Annotated in this window: 17 protein-coding genes and 1 tRNA gene; 15 read left to right on the top strand and 3 right to left on the bottom strand. The window is 69.3% G+C overall.

From position 1 onward, the window contains the following. Window positions 1–197, top strand: a 197-nt coding sequence (locus tag VM324_10165) for a hypothetical protein (protein ID HVL99642.1), incomplete at its 5' end; no start/stop codon positions are given. A gap of 455 nt (window positions 198–652) precedes the next feature. Here VM324_10165 and VM324_10160 read toward each other — a convergent pair. Beyond that, window positions 653–2,002 carry a hypothetical protein gene (locus tag VM324_10160; GenBank protein ID HVL99641.1) on the bottom strand — a complete coding sequence of 450 codons (1,350 nt, stop codon included), beginning with the start codon at window positions 2,000–2,002 and terminating at the stop codon, window positions 653–655. A 656-nt stretch (window positions 2,003–2,658) separates the two neighbouring features. Here VM324_10160 and VM324_10155 point away from each other — a divergent pair. From VM324_10155 to VM324_10115, 9 genes are all read left to right on the top strand, one after another. Then, window positions 2,659–3,609 (top strand): BTAD domain-containing putative transcriptional regulator, encoded by a 951-nt coding sequence (locus VM324_10155; GenBank protein ID HVL99640.1) that lies wholly within the window; start codon window positions 2,659–2,661, stop codon window positions 3,607–3,609. Window positions 3,610–3,768: 159 nt separating this feature from the next. Then, entirely contained in the window at window positions 3,769–4,017 is a 249-nt protein-coding gene (locus VM324_10150; GenBank protein HVL99639.1) for a hypothetical protein, read from the top strand. Window positions 4,018–4,117: 100 nt separating this feature from the next. After that, window positions 4,118–4,576, top strand: coding sequence for a secondary thiamine-phosphate synthase enzyme YjbQ (locus VM324_10145; GenBank protein ID HVL99638.1), 459 nt, complete (start codon window positions 4,118–4,120; stop codon window positions 4,574–4,576). 118 nt (window positions 4,577–4,694) lie between these two features. Continuing rightward, on the top strand, window positions 4,695–6,107 hold the full coding sequence (locus VM324_10140; GenBank protein ID HVL99637.1) for a family 2B encapsulin nanocompartment shell protein: 1,413 nt from the start codon (window positions 4,695–4,697) through the stop codon (window positions 6,105–6,107). Between the two features lie 32 nt (window positions 6,108–6,139). Continuing rightward, window positions 6,140–7,603, top strand: a complete 1,464-nt coding sequence (locus VM324_10135; protein ID HVL99636.1) for a family 2B encapsulin nanocompartment shell protein — start codon at window positions 6,140–6,142, stop codon at window positions 7,601–7,603. Beyond that, window positions 7,600–8,574 carry a 4-hydroxy-3-methylbut-2-enyl diphosphate reductase gene (gene ispH, locus VM324_10130; protein HVL99635.1) on the top strand — a complete coding sequence of 325 codons (975 nt, stop codon included), beginning with the start codon at window positions 7,600–7,602 and terminating at the stop codon, window positions 8,572–8,574. The genes VM324_10135 and ispH overlap by 4 nt, the downstream gene beginning before the upstream one ends. A 60-nt stretch (window positions 8,575–8,634) precedes the next feature. Continuing rightward, on the top strand, window positions 8,635–9,969 hold the full coding sequence (locus VM324_10125) for a family 2 encapsulin nanocompartment cargo protein terpene cyclase (GenBank protein HVL99634.1): 1,335 nt from the start codon (window positions 8,635–8,637) through the stop codon (window positions 9,967–9,969). A 27-nt stretch (window positions 9,970–9,996) separates the two neighbouring features. Continuing rightward, the gene (locus VM324_10120) at window positions 9,997–10,905 is read left to right on the top strand and encodes a geranyl diphosphate 2-C-methyltransferase (GenBank protein HVL99633.1); all 909 of its coding nucleotides are present in this window, start codon (window positions 9,997–9,999) and stop codon (window positions 10,903–10,905) included. A 17-nt stretch (window positions 10,906–10,922) separates the two neighbouring features. Next, complete coding sequence (locus tag VM324_10115; protein HVL99632.1) at window positions 10,923–11,942, top strand: polyprenyl synthetase family protein; 1,020 nt, start codon at window positions 10,923–10,925, stop codon at window positions 11,940–11,942. 11 nt (window positions 11,943–11,953) lie between these two features. On the opposite strand, the gene VM324_10110 is transcribed toward VM324_10115, so the two are convergent. Beyond that, window positions 11,954–12,670 (bottom strand): CYTH domain-containing protein, encoded by a 717-nt coding sequence (locus VM324_10110; protein HVL99631.1) that lies wholly within the window; start codon window positions 12,668–12,670, stop codon window positions 11,954–11,956. A 43-nt stretch (window positions 12,671–12,713) separates the two neighbouring features. Between VM324_10110 and ispG the strand changes: the two genes are divergently transcribed. Continuing rightward, window positions 12,714–13,952, top strand: coding sequence for a flavodoxin-dependent (E)-4-hydroxy-3-methylbut-2-enyl-diphosphate synthase (gene ispG / locus VM324_10105; protein ID HVL99630.1), 1,239 nt, complete (start codon window positions 12,714–12,716; stop codon window positions 13,950–13,952). Window positions 13,953–14,323: 371 nt separating this feature from the next. Beyond that, window positions 14,324–14,476, top strand: coding sequence for a hypothetical protein (locus VM324_10100; GenBank protein ID HVL99629.1), 153 nt, complete (start codon window positions 14,324–14,326; stop codon window positions 14,474–14,476). Window positions 14,477–14,581: 105 nt separating this feature from the next. Here the strand turns inward: VM324_10100 and VM324_10095 are convergent. Then, window positions 14,582–14,657 (bottom strand) — tRNA-Pro (locus VM324_10095). A gap of 69 nt (window positions 14,658–14,726) precedes the next feature. On the opposite strand from VM324_10095, the gene VM324_10090 reads away from it, so the two are divergent. The 3 genes from VM324_10090 to VM324_10080 are packed head-to-tail and all read left to right on the top strand — an operon-like array spanning window position 14,727 to window position 16,543. Further along, window positions 14,727–15,344, top strand: coding sequence for a CDP-alcohol phosphatidyltransferase family protein (locus VM324_10090; protein ID HVL99628.1), 618 nt, complete (start codon window positions 14,727–14,729; stop codon window positions 15,342–15,344). 42 nt (window positions 15,345–15,386) lie between these two features. After that, complete coding sequence (locus VM324_10085) at window positions 15,387–16,214, top strand: DUF881 domain-containing protein (GenBank protein HVL99627.1); 828 nt, start codon at window positions 15,387–15,389, stop codon at window positions 16,212–16,214. Next, window positions 16,211–16,543: a small basic family protein gene (locus tag VM324_10080; protein ID HVL99626.1), complete on the top strand. Its 333-nt coding sequence runs from the start codon at window positions 16,211–16,213 to the stop codon at window positions 16,541–16,543. The genes VM324_10085 and VM324_10080 overlap by 4 nt, the downstream gene beginning before the upstream one ends. Window positions 16,544–16,570: the final 27 nt, after the last annotated feature.

Raw genomic sequence — 16,570 nt, 5'->3', positions numbered from 1 at the left:
TGGTCCAGCAGGAGCGCTCCGAGCCGTCGTTCGTGCGCTTGAGCGTCTCGGACGGCCGGGAGCAGTCCGAGGTGGACCTGGCCATGGACTATCGCGCCTTGGAGCCGGTCGACACCAGGTACGGGCCCGCGCTGGACCTGCCGCGAGCTGGGCGCGAACAAGGTGCTGGCGATCTTCGCGCGTGCCGACCCCCGTGACTTCGCGACCGTTACCACCTGGCAGACGGTGATCGCCCAACTTCACGAACGCCAACTCGGTCATGGTCACAGCCGCACTGACCCCGGTCGGGGCCATGGCATCGACCGATGATCGCCTTCAGCCACAACCGGTGCACATCAGCCCGCGTACCGATAGCGGCGGCTCCGCGAAGGTTGACAGGTAACCGCCGACCCTGACCGCGGTCGGGATACCCGACGGTTCCATTCCAGTGCCCTGAGGCATCACGGTATGCGAGCGGCGTTGCGTTAGTTAGGCGCCGTGCGGCGGTCGAGGTAGCCGGATTATCCCGGCACGCATTCATGCGCTTTGCTTGGCGGCCTAGCTCAGCACGTGGAATAGCCAGTTGCAGTAGGAGAGTACAGTACAGCTCCGCCTGGGTTGGCGCGGCGCCGATGCCTGAGTTCGACAGTTGGTGGGCATAGTGGCTCCGGTCTCAGTTCAACGCGGCTGTCTGGCGCCAGTCCTGTACGTGGTCACGCTCGTGAAAGAACTCAGCCTGTCCGAATGCCGGCCGCAGCCCATCCAGCCAGACGGTCTTCGAGGTGTAGCGAGCGAAGAAGGGCCGAGCGACCCAGTCAGGGTTTCGTGCCTGCAGAAACCGGAGCGCGAAAACTCGTTCTCCGGCGATGTCGGCGATGCCGTCGATGATGATCTTGCCTGGCGATGTCGACATCACGGGCCCCCGTGCCGTGCGCTCCAGACCTGATACCTGGGCGATCCCATCCCGATACACGGCGAAGGCGCGTGACAACGGCACCTCGAAGTACCGTCGGGCGCCAGTGTCGCGCTCGACGAACATGTAGTACGGAATGCACCCGTGCCGCACCAGCGCCCGCCACATGGTCGACCAGATGGCGGCCTTGTCGTTGACGTGGCGGACCAGAGGTGCCTGCGCCCGGATCACGGCGCCGGTGTTCCTGACCAGGCGGATTGCTTCGGCGACGACGGGAGTGTCCAGCTCTCTCGGATGTGAAAAATGCGCCATGACCGCGACGTGGCGGCCAGCAGCCACGCAATCTTCGAGCAGGCGCAGGATCTGTCCCGCGTCACGGTCTGAGGTGAAACGGTACGGCCAGTATGAGAGCGCCTTCGTCCCGAACCTGATATTACGCACATGCTCCAAGTCGCCGGCGAGCAGCGGATCCACGAATCGGCGCAGTACCGGCGCCGCCATCACCAGGGGATCTCCTCCCGTGTACAGCACGTCGGTGACTTCCGGGTGCTCCCGCAGGTACGTGACAGCGGTGTCCGGTTTGCGCAAGCCCTGCCGAAGGTCCAGCGTCCCCACGAACTGCGCCCACCGGAAGCAGTAACCGCAGTAGGTATGACACGTCTGCCCGGCAGCGGGAAAGATCAGCAGCGTCTCCCGGTACTTGTGCTGCAGGCCATTGACCACCTCACCCTCGAGACGCGGCCGATTGCGCTCAAGCTGGTCGCCGGGGTGAGGGTTCAACGCCAACCGGACGCCGTGGGCGACGGTTTGCGTTCGCTGGCCCGCTTCGGCGCCATCCAAAGTCGCGGCCACCCGATCGAAGTCCTCGCCGGCCAGCATGCCAGCTTGGGGAAACGTCAACTGGTAGATCGGGTCGTCGGGCACCCGCGACCAGTCAATCAACTCCTCGACGACGTAGTTATTCACCTTGAATGGCAGGACGCTGGCTACAACCCTGACCGCACGTTTGACATCGGCAGTAGCCCCTCGCAGATGCGGCAGGTCTGCCATCCTCGGCCCCGCCGTCACCACCATGCGCTTCGCCGCTGCCTGGCCGTTTCCGCCCGCCACAGACCTAAGCGACATCGCACTTGGAAAGGCAGGGGTGGTCACCGGACGGCACGGGGCCCGAGAGGGGCGGCTCAGACACGCCCTTCCTGGGCGAGTCGTTCGTCACGAACATCACTCCTCAGCGGGCCCATAAGGCCGCGCATGGGTTGGCGTAGCTTGCGCCGTTTTACTACGGACGCCCCGAGACGGCCAGACATAGGCGCCATGCGGTGATCACACGGGCTTGTCGGCGGTGGGTTCGCTCATCGTGCCGATGCGGCCCCGGATCCGGTCCTCTTCTGCGGCCGGTGAGTGCCGAAGCGGTGGCCCGCCATGACGCCGCCCAGCGCCTGCCTCACCCCCGAGCCCTGTATCGACCGTCGGGCATGCTGCTCAAAGCACGCGTGGCCCATTCACGTCACTAACCTAAAGATCACGCCCTTCGAGGCGAGCACGGACGCCCCGCGTCCCCGCACTTTGCCGGATCTCCTCCTCTGGCAACACGGGGCCCTGGGTTCCTCCTCGTGGTGCTCCGCTCGTTGTCGGGAGGGGCTGTACCACGGCGGTCGTGGCAGGAGCCGCACAATAGACGTGAACTTCCAATACCGCCTCGTAAGGGTGTAGCCTACTGCTCGCGGACGGGGCACCTTCCCCACCCTCCGCTTTCTGGAGCCGCCATGGCGTCACGGGCAGATCGCGCTCCCTGGACCGTCCGTCTGTTCGGCAAGCTCGACGTGCGGGTGGGGCGGGAGAAATTCGACACGCTTCCAGGGCGGCGTACGAAGGAGCTGCTGTGCTATGTCCTGCTGTTCCGGGAACGGCCGCACCACCGGGAGGTCCTGGCAGGCAAGCTGTGGCCTGAAAGCGACACGGCTCAGTCACGTAAGTACCTGCGCCAGAGCCTGTGGCACCTGCGGGCGCTGGATCGCTGCGCCGGCGACGCCGTCTCCCTCCTCGATCTGGAAACCGACTGGGTCGCGGTGCGGTGCGTTGACCTGTGGCTGGACGTCGCAGAGGTCGAGGATGCGTTCGCACCCGTCAGACTCGTGGTTGGCGAGGAGCTCACCGGCCAGCAGGCGCGGCGGCTCCAACAGGTCGTGTCCGTCTATGGAGGCGACCTGATGGAGGGCTGCTACCTGGACTGGTGCGTGTACGAGCGCGAGCGGCTGAAGGCCCTGTACATCGCGCTGCTGGAAAAGCTGCTCGGCTACTACGAGGCGCAGCGCCTACCTGAAGAAGGCATCACATACGGCGAGGAACTCCTGCGCCAAGACCCGGCGCACGAGCGCGCTCACTGGCGGCTCATGCGTCTCCACTACCTGTCCGGGAACCGCACTGCGGCTCTGCGGCAGTTCAAACGGTGCAGTGAGGCGCTAGCGGACGAGCTGGGTGTACTCCCAGGCAACCGCACCGTGCGTCTTCACGAGCAGATTCGCGCGGACAGGGGGATAGATCCGCCCTGCGACGCACCCGTTTCGGGAACCACCGCTGGTGGGCCCTTGTCCGGCCCGCCCGCTGACCCGGCTCCCCGGAACGTCTCGGCGCTGCACGAGGCTTTGCGGGCCCTCTTTCGAGCCGAGAACCTGGTCCAGCAGACGATCCGCGCGACCCGGGAGCGGCACAGCTGACACGTGCATCGCCCGGACGGCACAGGCCAGGGCGATGAGCAGCGGTTCTGCGGAGGTGCTCGAGCCCAGCGAACGCCAGCTCTTTTTTCTGCCCTGAGACGCGTTCGAGACGCTCGCGCGGACGCAACCGGGACGCCATGCCCGGTAGGAGTGCGCAATGTGTCTGTTGCGGAGCCGGCCAGCCACACCTTCCTCGTCCGGATCTGGATCGAGGAGACCGTCGAGGAGGCGGCGCACCTCGTCTGGCGCGGTCACATCACCCACCTCCCCGACGAGCAGCGGTCCTACGTCAAGACCTTCGAGGACATCGTGAGGTTCATCCAGCGGCATGTGGCAGGCGGGCTCGGCCCACCCGCCGCCGCGACGGATCCGAGCGAGGGCACGCAGCCGGGGCGTCGCCATGAGTGAGGGCCGTGCCCATGGCACCTACGCCGACCGTGGGAGGGCCCCGGCAGTTCCCCGGACCGTCGCCGCCGTGGGCGTGCATGCAGAAGAGGGGGCCGGCCACATGAGGGTCTACCGGGACGTGCTCCAGGTGAAGACGTCGGGTGAGTTCGACGTCATCGATGTGACAGCCGACGTCGAAAAGGCCGTCCTCACGTCCGCGGTCGAGGAGGGCTACGCCCTCATCTACTCGCGGCACACCACCTTCGCGGTCCTTCTTAACGAGAAGGAGAGCGGCCTGCTCGTCGACGCCTCGCGGCTGCTGCGCGGGCTCGTGCCCGAGGGCAACGGCTATCTCCACGACGACCTGGACATCCGCACCGAGAACCTGCAACCCGACGAACTACCGAACGCTCACGCCCATCTCCGCCAGATCCTCGCCGGGCGCAACTCGGAGTACATCCCGGTCGCCGACGGGGTCCTCACGCTCGGGACGTGGCAGCGGATCATGCTCGTCGAATTCGACCGGCCGCGGGACCGGGAAGTTGTCGTCCAGGTCTGCGGCGTCGGGCGGGAGCGATGAACGCAGCACGTTACCGCGGGGGCGGCTCGGCCACGTACGCATCGCAGTCAGCCGCGTTCGGCCTGGATGAAAAGGCGTCGCCATTGCAGCGGCACGACGAGAGACAAGGGGTTGCGCGATGACGCAGACAGCGGAAGACCTTGCCGCCCAGAACGGCCAGCCGAAGATGAGCCTGGCCACCACGGCGGCCCGCAGGCTCACAACGACGACCAAGACGGTCCCCCAGATGCAGGGGATCACGTCGCGATGGCTCCTGCGGGTTCTGCCCTGGGTGCAGGTCTCGGGCGGCATCTACCGCGTGAACCGCCGGCTGGTCTTCACCGTCGGTGATGGTCAGATCACCTTCCTGCAGAACGGCGGCCAGGCGCAGGTCGTTCCCCACGAGCTTCGTGAGCTGGCCCTGCTGAGGGACTTCGAGGACGAGGAGGTTCTGGCTGCGCTGGCGGAGCGCTTCGTCCAACAGGAATTCGAACCGGGCGAGGCGATCCTAGAGGCCGGTCAATCGGCCGACCAGATCTGCCTCATCGTCCACGGCAAGGTCAACAAGGTGGTACCGGGCAAGTACGACGAGCCCACGGTGCAGGAGGTCCTCGCCGACGGCGACCACATCAGCTACCCCGGGGTTCGCCGGACGCAGGACACCTGGCCGTTCACGGCGCGGGCGGCGACGCGCTGCATCGTGCTGATGCTCTCCGAGCAGGCCTTCGAGGAGGTGGCCGACCAGGCGCCAACCCTCCGAGCGCAGATCGAGCGGTTCGTGTCAGGGCCGGACCGTCCCCAGAACCAGTTCGGCGAGGCCGGCGTCGAGGTGGCCTCCGCGCACCGGCAGGAGGACGAGGTCCCCGGTACCTACGTCGACTACGACCGGGCCCCGCGCGAGTACGAGCTCACCGTCGCCCAGACCGTGCTGCGGGTCCACACCCGGGTCGCTGACCTGTTCAACGACCCCATGAACCAGACCGAACAGCAGCTGCGGTTGACCATACAGGCGCTGCGGGAGCGCCAGGAGCACGAGATGGTCAACAACCCTGAGATCGGGCTTCTCCACAACGCCGCCTTCCCGCAGCGGGTCCACAGCCGCACCGGTCCGCCGACCCCCGACGACTTCGACGAGCTGCTGTCAGTGGTGTGGAAGAACCCCGGCTTCTTCTTCGCCCACCCCCGGACCATCGCCGCCTTCGCCCGCGAGTGCAACCGGCGGGGGCTGTATCCCACCCCGGTCGAGGTGGACGGCCACACGGTGCCCGCCTGGCGGGGGATTCCTCTCCTGCCGTGCAACAAGATCCCGATCACCGACCGGGCAACGAGCTCGGTCATGCTCATGCGCGTCGGCGAGGACGACCGAGGGGTCGTCGGCCTGCACCAGGCCGGCATCCCCGACGAGTACGAGCCGAGCCTGTCCGTGCGCTTCATGCGCATGGACGAGAAGGGCATCATCTCCTACCTCGTCACCATCTACTACAGCGCGGCGGTCCTGGTGCCCGACGCCCTCGGGGTCCTCGAGGACGTGCAGATCGGCCTGCACGACTGACCGGCCACCCCGCATCCGGCGAACGCTGAGCGATGGCAGCAAACGTCACCCCGACAGGGGCCAGCGCGGCGACCGACGACGGGCGGCCGCGGCGCAGTCTCAGCACCGCTGCGGCACGGCAACTGGCCACCACCACCAAAACAGTGCCCCAGATGCGCGGGATCACCCCGCGATGGCTGCTGCGCATCCTGCCCTGGGTGCAGGTCGCGGGTGGCACCTACCGGGTCAACCGCCGGCTCGTGCTCACCGTCGGCGACGGGCGGATCACCTTCCTGCAGGAGGGCGCGCATGCGCGGGTCATTCCCCAGGAGCTGCGGGAACTGGCCGTGCTGCGGGACTTCGCCGACGAGGAGGTGCTCGACACCCTCGCCGGGCGGTTCGTCCAGCGCGACCTCGCACCAGGACAGACCATCGTGGAAGCCGGCCAGACCGCCGACGAGATCTGCCTCATCGCCCACGGCAAGGTCGAGAAGCTGGGCACCGGTCACTACGGCGAAGCCCTCGTGCTCGCGGTGCTGGGAGACGGCGACCACTTCAGCTACCACACCCTGGGCGCGCAGCGCTGGCCGTTTACCGTCCGGGCAGCCAGCCGGTCCACGGTACTGGTCCTGACACGGGAGCGCTTCGACGAGGTGGCCGCCGGCTCCCCGGCCCTGCAAGCGCACCTCGAACGGTTCCGGGCCGGGCCAGGACGCCCGCACGACCGGCACGGCCAGGCCGACGTGGAACTCGCCGCCGGCCACCGCCAAGAGGACCAGGTGCCGGGGACCTACGTGGACTACGACCGCGACCCACGGGAGTACGAGCTGTCGGTCGCCCAGACCGTGCTGCGCATCCACACCCGGGTGGCGGACCTGTTCAACGACCCGATGAACCAGACGGGGCAGCAGCTGCGCCTGACCATCGAGGCCCTGCGGGAACGCCAAGAGCATGAGATCGTCAACAACGCCGACTTCGGGCTGCTGCCCAACGTGGCCTTCTCCCAGCGGCTGCACACGCGGACAGGTCCGCCCACCCCCGACGACCTCGACGAGCTGCTGTCCCGACGCCGCAAGACGCGCTACTTCCTGGCCCACCCACGCGCCATCGCCGCCTTCGGGCAGGAGTGCAACCGTCGCGGCATCTACCCCCAACCCGTCCGACTGCACGGGCGGACGGTGCACGCCTGGCGGGATGTGCCGCTGCTGCCATGCAACAAGATCCCCCTCACCGAGTCCGGCACCACCTCGATCATGGCCATGCGCGTCGGGCAGGACGACCAGGGCGTCGTCGGCCTGCACCAAACCGGCATCCCCGACGAAGTCCAACCCAGCCTGTCCGCCCGGTTCATGGGCATCGACGAGAAGGGCATCATCTCCTACCTCGTCAGCGCGTACTTCTCAGCGGCCATCCTCATCCCCGACGCCCTCGGGGTCCTCGAAGACGTCGAGACCGGGCGTCGGGAAGCGGCGGCGGGTGCCGGCGGGGCGGGTGCCAGCGGGCGGTGGACCCCATGACCGACACGGGCGGCGCTGCCCGAACGTGGACGTCCGGCGAGCCCCGCACCGTCCTGCTCGCCTCGCCCCGAGCGAGCTGCGCCGGCGTCGAACGGGCCATCGAAATCGTCGAGCGCCTGCTGGACACGCGCAGGCCACCCATCTACGTGCGCAGGCAGATCGTCCACAACCGTCACGTGGTGGCAGACCTGAGCGACCGCGGCGCGGTCTTCGTCGAGGAGCTGGACGCCGTGCCCCAGAGGGCCACGGTGGTGTTATCAGCTCACGGCGTGTCCCCCGCCGTCCGGGCCGAGGCTGCGCGCCGGCAGCTGGACGTCGTCGATGCCACCTGTCCCCTGGTGAGCAAAGTCCACGCGGAGGTCCAGCGGTTCGCCACCCGGGGCGACACCGTCGTCCTCATCGGTCACGCCGGCCACGAGGAAGTCGAGGGGACCCTCGGGGAGGCCCCGCAGGACATCGTCGTGGTCGAAAGCCCCGCCGACGTCGAACAGCTGGCGGTCGACAACCCGGCCCGTGTGTCGTATGTGACCCAGACAACCCTGGCGGTGGACGAGACCGCGGAGACGATCGACGCCCTCCGGGCCCGCTTCCCGGCCCTGCGGGGACCCGCCTCCGAGGACATCTGCTACGCCACGACCAACCGCCAGGAAGCGCTGGCCGCGGTGGCCCGCGAGGCCGACCTCGTCCTTGTCGTCGGCTCGGACAACTCGTCCAACTCCCAGCGCCTGGCAGAGGTCGCCCGCCGCCAGGGCACACCCGCCCACCTCGTCGACGACGCCACGGACATCCGTGCCCAATGGCTGGCGGGCGCTCGGGTGGTCGGGCTGTCGGCCGGCGCGTCCGCGCCCGAGCGGCTGGTCGGCGACGTCCTCGCCCACCTGTCCACGCTCGGGCCGATCACCGTCGAGGAACGCGCGATCACCCGCGAGACCGCGCACTTCACGCTGCCCTCGGTGGTGAGGCGCCGATGACGAGCCCGCCCGCCCGCAGACCGGCCCGCGCCCGGTTCCGCAACGGATGAAGGAGAGGCGATGTCGATGTTGTCCCGGCTGACCGCGCCGGCGGGCACCGACGACCTCGCGGAGTTTGTCGCCACCCTGCTCGCCCGCACGAGCGCCCGTGCCCCGAGCACGCTGCCCGAGCCGAGCCCCGAAGGACCGGGGGATCCGTTCGCGACGGAGCCCGGCCTCCTCGACGCACCGCACGCGGACGCCCCGGCCGCGGCAGCCAGGCCGGCGCTACCCCTGGCGCCCGTCGGACTGGGGACCGGGGCGGCCCGACTGTCCCCGCGGTCCCCGGTCGCCCTGCCCGCGACCGCGCCCACCGCCGCGCCCAAGCCTGCCCCCGACGGGCCGACGGGGCTGGGCACCGCATCCTTGCGGACCCCCGCCTCGCCCTCCGACGAGACGGCTGTGCCCGAGCTGTACTGCCCGGGGCCGGTCCGCGACGACGTGGCCCTCGGCGAGGAGGTCAACGAACGGCTCGTCGAGTGGGCCGAGGAGGTGGGAATCTATCCCGGCAAGCTGGACGAGGTCCGCTCGGCCAACGTGGGACGGCTCATCATGCTGGCCCACCCCGACTCGGACGACCCCGACCGGCTCCTGGCGGCAGCGAAGTGCGCGTTGGCGGAGTGGGCCACGGACGACCACTACGTTGACGACGCGTCGCTGGGGGCAGACCCCAAGCAGCTCGCCACGCGTCTGGTGCTGGCCGACGCGGTCGTCGACCCGGCGCACCTGCCGCCCCCCTACGCCCCCGCCCTCGAAAGCGCCGTTCACGAAGACTCCGTGCTGATCGCGTACCGGTCGAGCCTGGAGGGCCTCGCCCGGTATGCCACGGCCACGCAGATGGCCCGGCTGCGCCACGAGCTGGCCGTCATGTTCGTCGCCTACAACCAGGAGGGGGAGTGGCGCGCGCAGGGGCGGACTCCGCCGGTCTGGCAGTACCTCACCCACCGTCACGAGAACAGCTTCCTGCCCTGCATGGTCCTGATCGACGCGGTGGGCGGCTACGAGCTCCCGCCGGACGAGTTCGCCGACCAACGGGTTCGCCGGGTGTTCACCATGGCCGGCAGCGCCACCGTCCTGGTCAACGACCTGCACTCGGTCGCCAAGGAGCAGTCGGGACAGGACTTCAACCTGCCGAAGCTCATCGCCGCCGAGGAGCGCTGTTCCCAGCGGGAGGCCATCCAGCGCACCGTGGAGATCCACGACGAGTTCGTGCGCACCGTGGAGGTGGAGGCTGCGGCGCTCAGCCTCGCCGGCTCCCCGACGCTCCGACGTTTCCTGACCGGCATCTGGGCCTGGCTGGGAGGCAACCGCGAGTGGCACCGCACCAGTCCTCGCTACAACACCCGGCCAGCGTGACCGCTGACCCAGGAAGAGGAGGAGCACATGGACACATCGACCCCCGCCGCGGAACGCGTCCTACGCAACGAGTTTCAACGCGCCGTTGCGGCCTACTGGGACACGAACCAACAAGACCCGGTGAACCTTCGCCTCGGCGACGTCGACGGGCTCTACCACCACCACTACGGGATCGGTGAGGTCGACTCGACCGTGCTGCAGGGGTCCGAGGACACCCTCGAGGAACGCATCATCAAGGAACTCCACCGCCTGGAGACCGCCCAGGCCGACCTGCTGCTCGACCACCTCGGCCCTGTCGGCACGCACGACCGCCTGCTCGACGCGGGTTCCGGCCGGGGCGGCACGAGCATCATGGCCCACGAACGTCTCGGCTGCGCGGTGGACGGCGTCACGATCTCGCAGTACCAGGTCGAGTTCTCCCGCCGGCAGGCGAAGGTGCTGGGCTGTGCGGACCGTGTGCGGTTCCACTTCCGCAACATGCTCGACACCGGCTTGCCGGCCGGCTCCTACCGCGGGATCTGGACGAACGAGACGACGATGTACGTCGATCTGTTCGACTTGTTCTCCGAGTTCGCTCGTCTGCTGCAAGACGGCGGCCGCTACGTCTGCATCACCGGCTGCTACAACGACGTGCAGGACAAGGACCCCTCCGCGGCCGTTCGTCGGATCAACGAGCACTACGTGTGCGACATCCACCCGCGAAGCCGGTACTTCACGGCGATGGCCGCCAACGGGCTTGTGCCCATCAACGTGGTTGACCTCACCAGGGCGACCCTCCCGTACTGGGAGCTGCGGCAGCAAGCCTCCGTGAAGACGGGCATCGAAGAGGCGTTCCTCACCGCCTACAGGGAAGAAAGCTTTCACTACCTTCTCATCGCCGCCGACCGCCTGCCCGACGACGCACAGGCCGCTGCGGCGTCGAGCCTGCGCGGGTAGCGGCGTCCTTCCAGCCGATGCCCGTCCGTACCGCGCCACCCGCCCTCACCGACGCCCGCAGCCTCGTCGACCCGGCGCTGCTGGCGGCCATCGGCACACTCTGCCCGAAGAGCCGTCTGCTGTGCGGCTACCACTTCGGGTGGAGCGACGCCCAGGGACGCGAGACCGGCGCACCCCGGGCAGGGAAGGCTCTGCGCCCGGCGCTGGTGTTCCTGTCGGCCCGAGCCGCCCGGGCCCGTCCCGAAGACGCCCTCGCCGGCGCCATGGCCGTCGAGCTCGTGCACAACTGGTCTATCCTCCACGACGACGTGATCGACCGTGACGGGCGGCGTCGCCACCAGCCCACCGCCTGGACCGTGTTCGGCGAAGGACCGGCGATCCTTGCGGGCGATGCCCTGCTCACCCTCGCGTGGCAGGTGCTCACCGAGTGCCCCTCACCGCACCGCACGGAGGCGCTTAGTCGTCTTACTCAAGCGGTGCGGGATCTCATCCGGGGCCAGCAGGCCGACCTGTCGTTCGAGCACCGGCTTGACGTGTCCGTCGCCGAGTGCATGGACATGGCCGCGGCCAAGACCGCGGCGCTTATGTCCTGCTCCTCAGCGATCGGAGCGCACCTGGCGGGCGCTCCGACCGGGCTCGTCGAAGGTCTCGCGTCCTACGGCCGCCACCTGGGCCTAGCCTTCCAAGCCGTCGACGACCTCCTCGGCACCTGGGGGGAGCCCGCCGTGACGGGCAAGCCCATCGGCAACGACCTGCGGCAGCGCAAGAAGACCCTGCCCGTGGTCTTCACCCTCTGCGGTGACGACCCGTGGCGAGCGCAGCTGCGCCAAATCCTCTCGCAGGAGCGCCTCGGCGACCGAGACGTCGCCAAGGCCACCGACCTGCTGGAACGAAGCGGAGCCAGACAATGGACCGCCGAGCTTGTCGAGCACGAGATACATCTCGCCCTGCGGTCGCTGGACTCCCAGCCGGTCGCCGTCGCGGTCCGCGCCGAGCTCGAAGACCTGGCGCGGTTCGTCGTGTCGCGGGAAGCCTGACGACGAGCTGCTCACGTCTGTCCGGCCGCGAGCCGGCAACCGAGCTGCTCGAGGGATTCGGGCAGCAGCGCGCCCCTGGCGCTGACGCGCAGCTGGTCCTTGTCGAGGCCGATCGCCATGGCAGCGCCGGTGACGAGCTTGTCGTATGGCCACTCGCGCAACTCAGGGACAGCCCGCTGCACCGCGCGGACGAGCGCGTCGAGGTCGGCCCCGATGTCCTCCAGCTCGATCTCCACCTCAAAGAACCGCACCGTCCGTGTCCCGAAGCGGTAGGCCACGTCATCGAGATCAAGCTCGGCCAGCGTCCAGTCCTCGGAGGTCATCGCCCGCCGCTCTCTCCTCATGCTGCGCTCCTGAATGACCCGCCAGGCGCTGGAAGGGACTCGGATCTCCCGCGCACGCAGCGCAGCCTCGATGCGTCGCCACGTCGCACCGCCTTGAGGCCCGGCGATCTCCAAACGCTCGCGAGGCCCAAGCTGCCCCTTCAGCGCAAGCTCGCACTCGCCGTCCACCCAACGCTCGCGCAGCGCGAGGCGCCGATCCCACAGGGCGCCGGAAGGCGTATCGAGGTAGCGGTCGAGGAGGCGCTGCTCGGAGCGGGGCTCAAGCCCGTAGGGTTCGACCCTCCGGAGCTCCCGCAGGCGGGCGAGGACATCCGCAGGATCCGAGGAAACCACCACGAGAGCGGCTTCGATCTCCCGGTCGACAACAGGCGACACGGCGGCCACCGTACCCGAATCCAAAACCTCCAGCGCCCTTCGTCTGCCGGCGGTGCCTGCAAGGGCTCCGTCTGCGCGGGTACGTCCTCCGTCCCGACCGACACCCGGAGGTGTTTCGCCGTTGACTTCCTTCCTCCCCGTCATCGACGCCGCCGCGTCGCCCCCAACGCATCTGAAACCGCCTCGCCGGCGCGCCACCCGGCGTATCCGCCTCGCCACCGTCGACGTGGGCGGCGGCGCCCCCGTCAGCGTCCAATCCATGACGACCACTCCGACCCGCGATGTGGACGCCACGCTGCAGCAGATCGCCGCGCTCGCGGCTGCCGGCGCCGACATCGTCCGGGTGGCCTGTCCGCGCGGCGACGATGCCGAGCCCCTGACCGCGATCGCCCGCAAGTCCACCCTGCCGGTCGTCGCCGACATCCACTTCCAGTGGCGCTACGCGATGGCGGCGATCGAAGCCGGCTGCGCGGGCGTGCGCATCAACCCGGGCAACATCCACAAGGGAGGGGACCGCTCAAGGGTGCAACTCATCGCCGACGCGGCCAGAGAGCGGGGCATCCCCATACGCGTCGGCGTCAACGGGGGATCGCTCGAACGGCGACTGCGGGAAAAGCACGGCGGGGTGACACCGGAGGCGCTGGTGGAGTCCGCCCTTGACGAGGTCGGCCTCCTCGAACAGGTGGGGTTCAGCGACATCAAAATCTCGGTGAAGCACTCCGACCCGTGGGTGATGATTCAGACCTACCGCCTCTTGGCGGCGCGCACGGACTATCCGCTCCATCTGGGTGTAACCGAGGCCGGACCGCCCAGCACCGGCGTCCCGAAGTCCGCAGTGGGCATAGGGACGCTGCTGGCCGAGGGCATCGGTGACACGATCCGGGTGTCCCTGTCGACCGACCCGGTGGAGGAGGTCAAGGCCGGCATCGCCATCCTCGAGGCGCTGCATCTACGAGGGCGGGGGCTTGACCTCGTCTCCTGTCCCTCGTGCGGGCGGGCGGAGGTCGACGTGTTCGCATTGGCCGAAGCGGTGCAGGCCGCCCTCGCGGGCATCGACGTGCCCCTGCGGGTTGCGGTCATGGGCTGCGTGGTCAACGGCCCCGGAGAGGCGCGCGAGGCCGACCTCGGGGTGGCAGCCGGCAAAGGCAAGGGCCAGATCCTCCAACGCGGCGAGGTCGTGTCCACCGTCCCCGAGGAAGACATCGTCCCAGCGGTCGTCCACCTGGGAAGGCAGATGGCCGAGGAACTCCGCCGAGAGCGAGGCAAGGGGGCCCCAAGCGTGGTGACCTAGGCGCTTTGGGATAATGCGAGGTCGCCGATCAGACGAGGTCCGCAATCCCCGCGTGTCGCCGGGCGGTGGTGCAAGCATGAGCGAGATATCCGATGGTGGACCTCCCACCGCAAAACGTTCCGGGATCCCCGGCTCTCGGAAGTTCCGGGGCGGGGTGCCCAGCAACGCGGTACACCGCGCCGAGCAAGGGGGACGGTCGCAGCTGCTCTCCGGTAGGATGGCTCCGTCACGTCAGGGTCAGCGGCCAACTAACTGAGTCCAACTAACGCCTGGTGTTAACGCGCTCCCGCTTCTCCGGAGGGTGTCGACGCCCTCGAGGAGGGCGGGTCGGGGACGCCACGTGAGAAGGAACGGGACCTTCCGATCCAGATGTGGCAGTGCTCGGGCACTCGTCCATCGCCATAACCGGCGATGTCTACAGCGACGTCACCCCCGGCATGCAGGCAGAGGCCGACGCGCGCGTCGCCCGGATCATCCAAGCAGCGCCCGACGCCGACGACGCCGGGGAAGGGGTGTTGACCTGACGCCGCTCCCGTGAGCATTCTGTGAGCATTCACGCCAGAGCCCTCCGGTTACGGGGGCCTCTGGCGTGCGAATACGCAGTATGACCTGCGCCTTCTGTTTCCCAGTCGGGATGGGGGGATTTGAACCCCCGATCTCCGGTCCCCCAGACCGGCGCCCTGGACCAAACTGGGCCACATCCCGCGGATGGACCAAGGCTAGCACGAGCCCGTCGGCGGTCACGGTCGGCGGCGAAGGTTACGCTGCCCGCACATGAGACCCGACCGGCTGCGGCAGTTCGCGTGGGGTGCCCGCGGGGACGGGCCTGCCGTCGTCCACGACCGCGTGCTGACGGCGGCGAACGCGATCACCCTCCTGCGGCTGCTCGGCCTGCCGTTGTTCGTCTGGCTGCTGCTCGCCCGGGAGGCGGCCGCCGCGGCGTTCGGGGTGCTCGTCGTCGTCGCCGCGACCGACTGGGTCGACGGCTACGTCGCGCGCCGCTTCGACCAGGTCTCGCGCCTCGGGCAGGTGCTCGACCCGCTCATCGACCGGGTGCTGCTCGCGACGGTCGCACTCACGTTGCTCGCCGCCGGGATCGTCCAGTGGTGGCTCGTGGCGCTCGTCGTGGGGCGTGACCTCGTGCTCCTCGTCGGCGCTGCGGCCGTCTTCCGCGCCATCCCGCCCATACCGGTCACGCGGGTCGGCAAGACCGCGACGGCGTGCCTGCTCGGGGCGCTGCCCGGCTTCCTGCTCGCCGAGGCTGGATGGGCAGCCATGCGCGAGCTGCGGACCGGATCGTGGGTCCTCGCCGGGGTCGGTGTGGTCGCCTACTACGTCGCGGCGGGCCAGTACACCCGCGCTGCGCTCGCGCTCCGCTCGTCCCGCCCCTGACCAGCGGTTTCGGCAGGTGCCGGTGGTAGGCTTTGCCGGGCGATGACGAACCTGGCCAAGGCGTCGGGGCTGGCCGACCAACCCGCGCACGATTACCCGCTCGGGCCACCCACCCGGTGGTCGCGGCCGTGGTCGCCGCCCGTTGTGAGCGCTCTGACCGCCATCGGTGCGCTCCTCGTCGGCTTCTTCCTCGTCGCGGGGCTGTCGGCGGGCCGGACGTCGGCCCTCGAGCAGGACGCCCGCAAGGCGGAGCTCATCGCCCTCATCAACGCCCGCAGCGAGCACACCGAGCAGCTGTCCGCTCGACTCGAGGATCTCCGGGCGCGGGTGGCGGAGGCCGAGGCCGACGTGGCCGCCGGCGCGCCGAGCCTCTCCGCCTACCTCACCCAGGTCGAGCAGGCGGCCGGGCTGACCCGCCTCACCGGTCCGGGCCTGCGGGTGACCTTCGCCGACGCCGTGACGGGCTGCTCCGTTCGGGAGGAGGACTGCCGCATCCAGGACAGGGACCTGCAGCTCGCGGTCAACGCCCTGTTCGGAGCGGGCGCCGAGGCCGTGGCCGTGAACGGCGAGCGGATCATCGCGACGACCGCGCTGCGCCGTGCCGGCCGCCAGATTCTCGTGAACTACCGCGTCCTGACCCCGCCCTACGTCGTGGAGGCGATCGGCAACCCCGACCGCCTCGCCGTGGACTTCGCCCGGTCGGAGATCGCCGAGCAGTTCGCGATCTGGACGGAGGTGTACGGGCTCGGGTTCGCCACCGAGGTCGTCGACACCCTCGACCTCGCCCCCTACGGCGGCAGCGTGCAGCTGCGCGCGGCCGAGCCGGTCGGTGACGTCCCCGGCCTGCAGGTCGCCGAGGACCAGCCGTGATCCCGCTCATCGCCCTGGTCGTCGGCGCGCTGCTCGGGCTGCTCCTGCAGCCGACGGTGCCGAGTGCGCTCGCCCCCTATCTGCCCGTCGCGGTGATCGCCGCGCTCGACGCCATCTTCGGTGCGGCGCGGGCGAGGCTCGACGGCACCTTCGACGAGCGGGTCTTCCTCGTGTCCTTCCTCACCAACGTGGTGCTCGCCGTCTTCCTCGTGTTCCTCGGCGACCAGCTCGGCGCCGGGCAGGAGCTGTCCACCGCGGTCCTGTTCGTGTTCGGCGTCCGCATCTTCCAGAACCTCGCCGCCGTGCGCCGGCACCTGTTCCGGGCATGAGCGCTCCGCGTGGGCCCGGGGGCCCTA

The organism is Egibacteraceae bacterium, from assembly GCA_035540635.1.
Taxonomy (GTDB): Bacteria; Actinomycetota; Nitriliruptoria; order Euzebyales; family Egibacteraceae; genus DATLGH01.
This window is presented reverse-complemented; position numbering and strand designations above follow the sequence as displayed.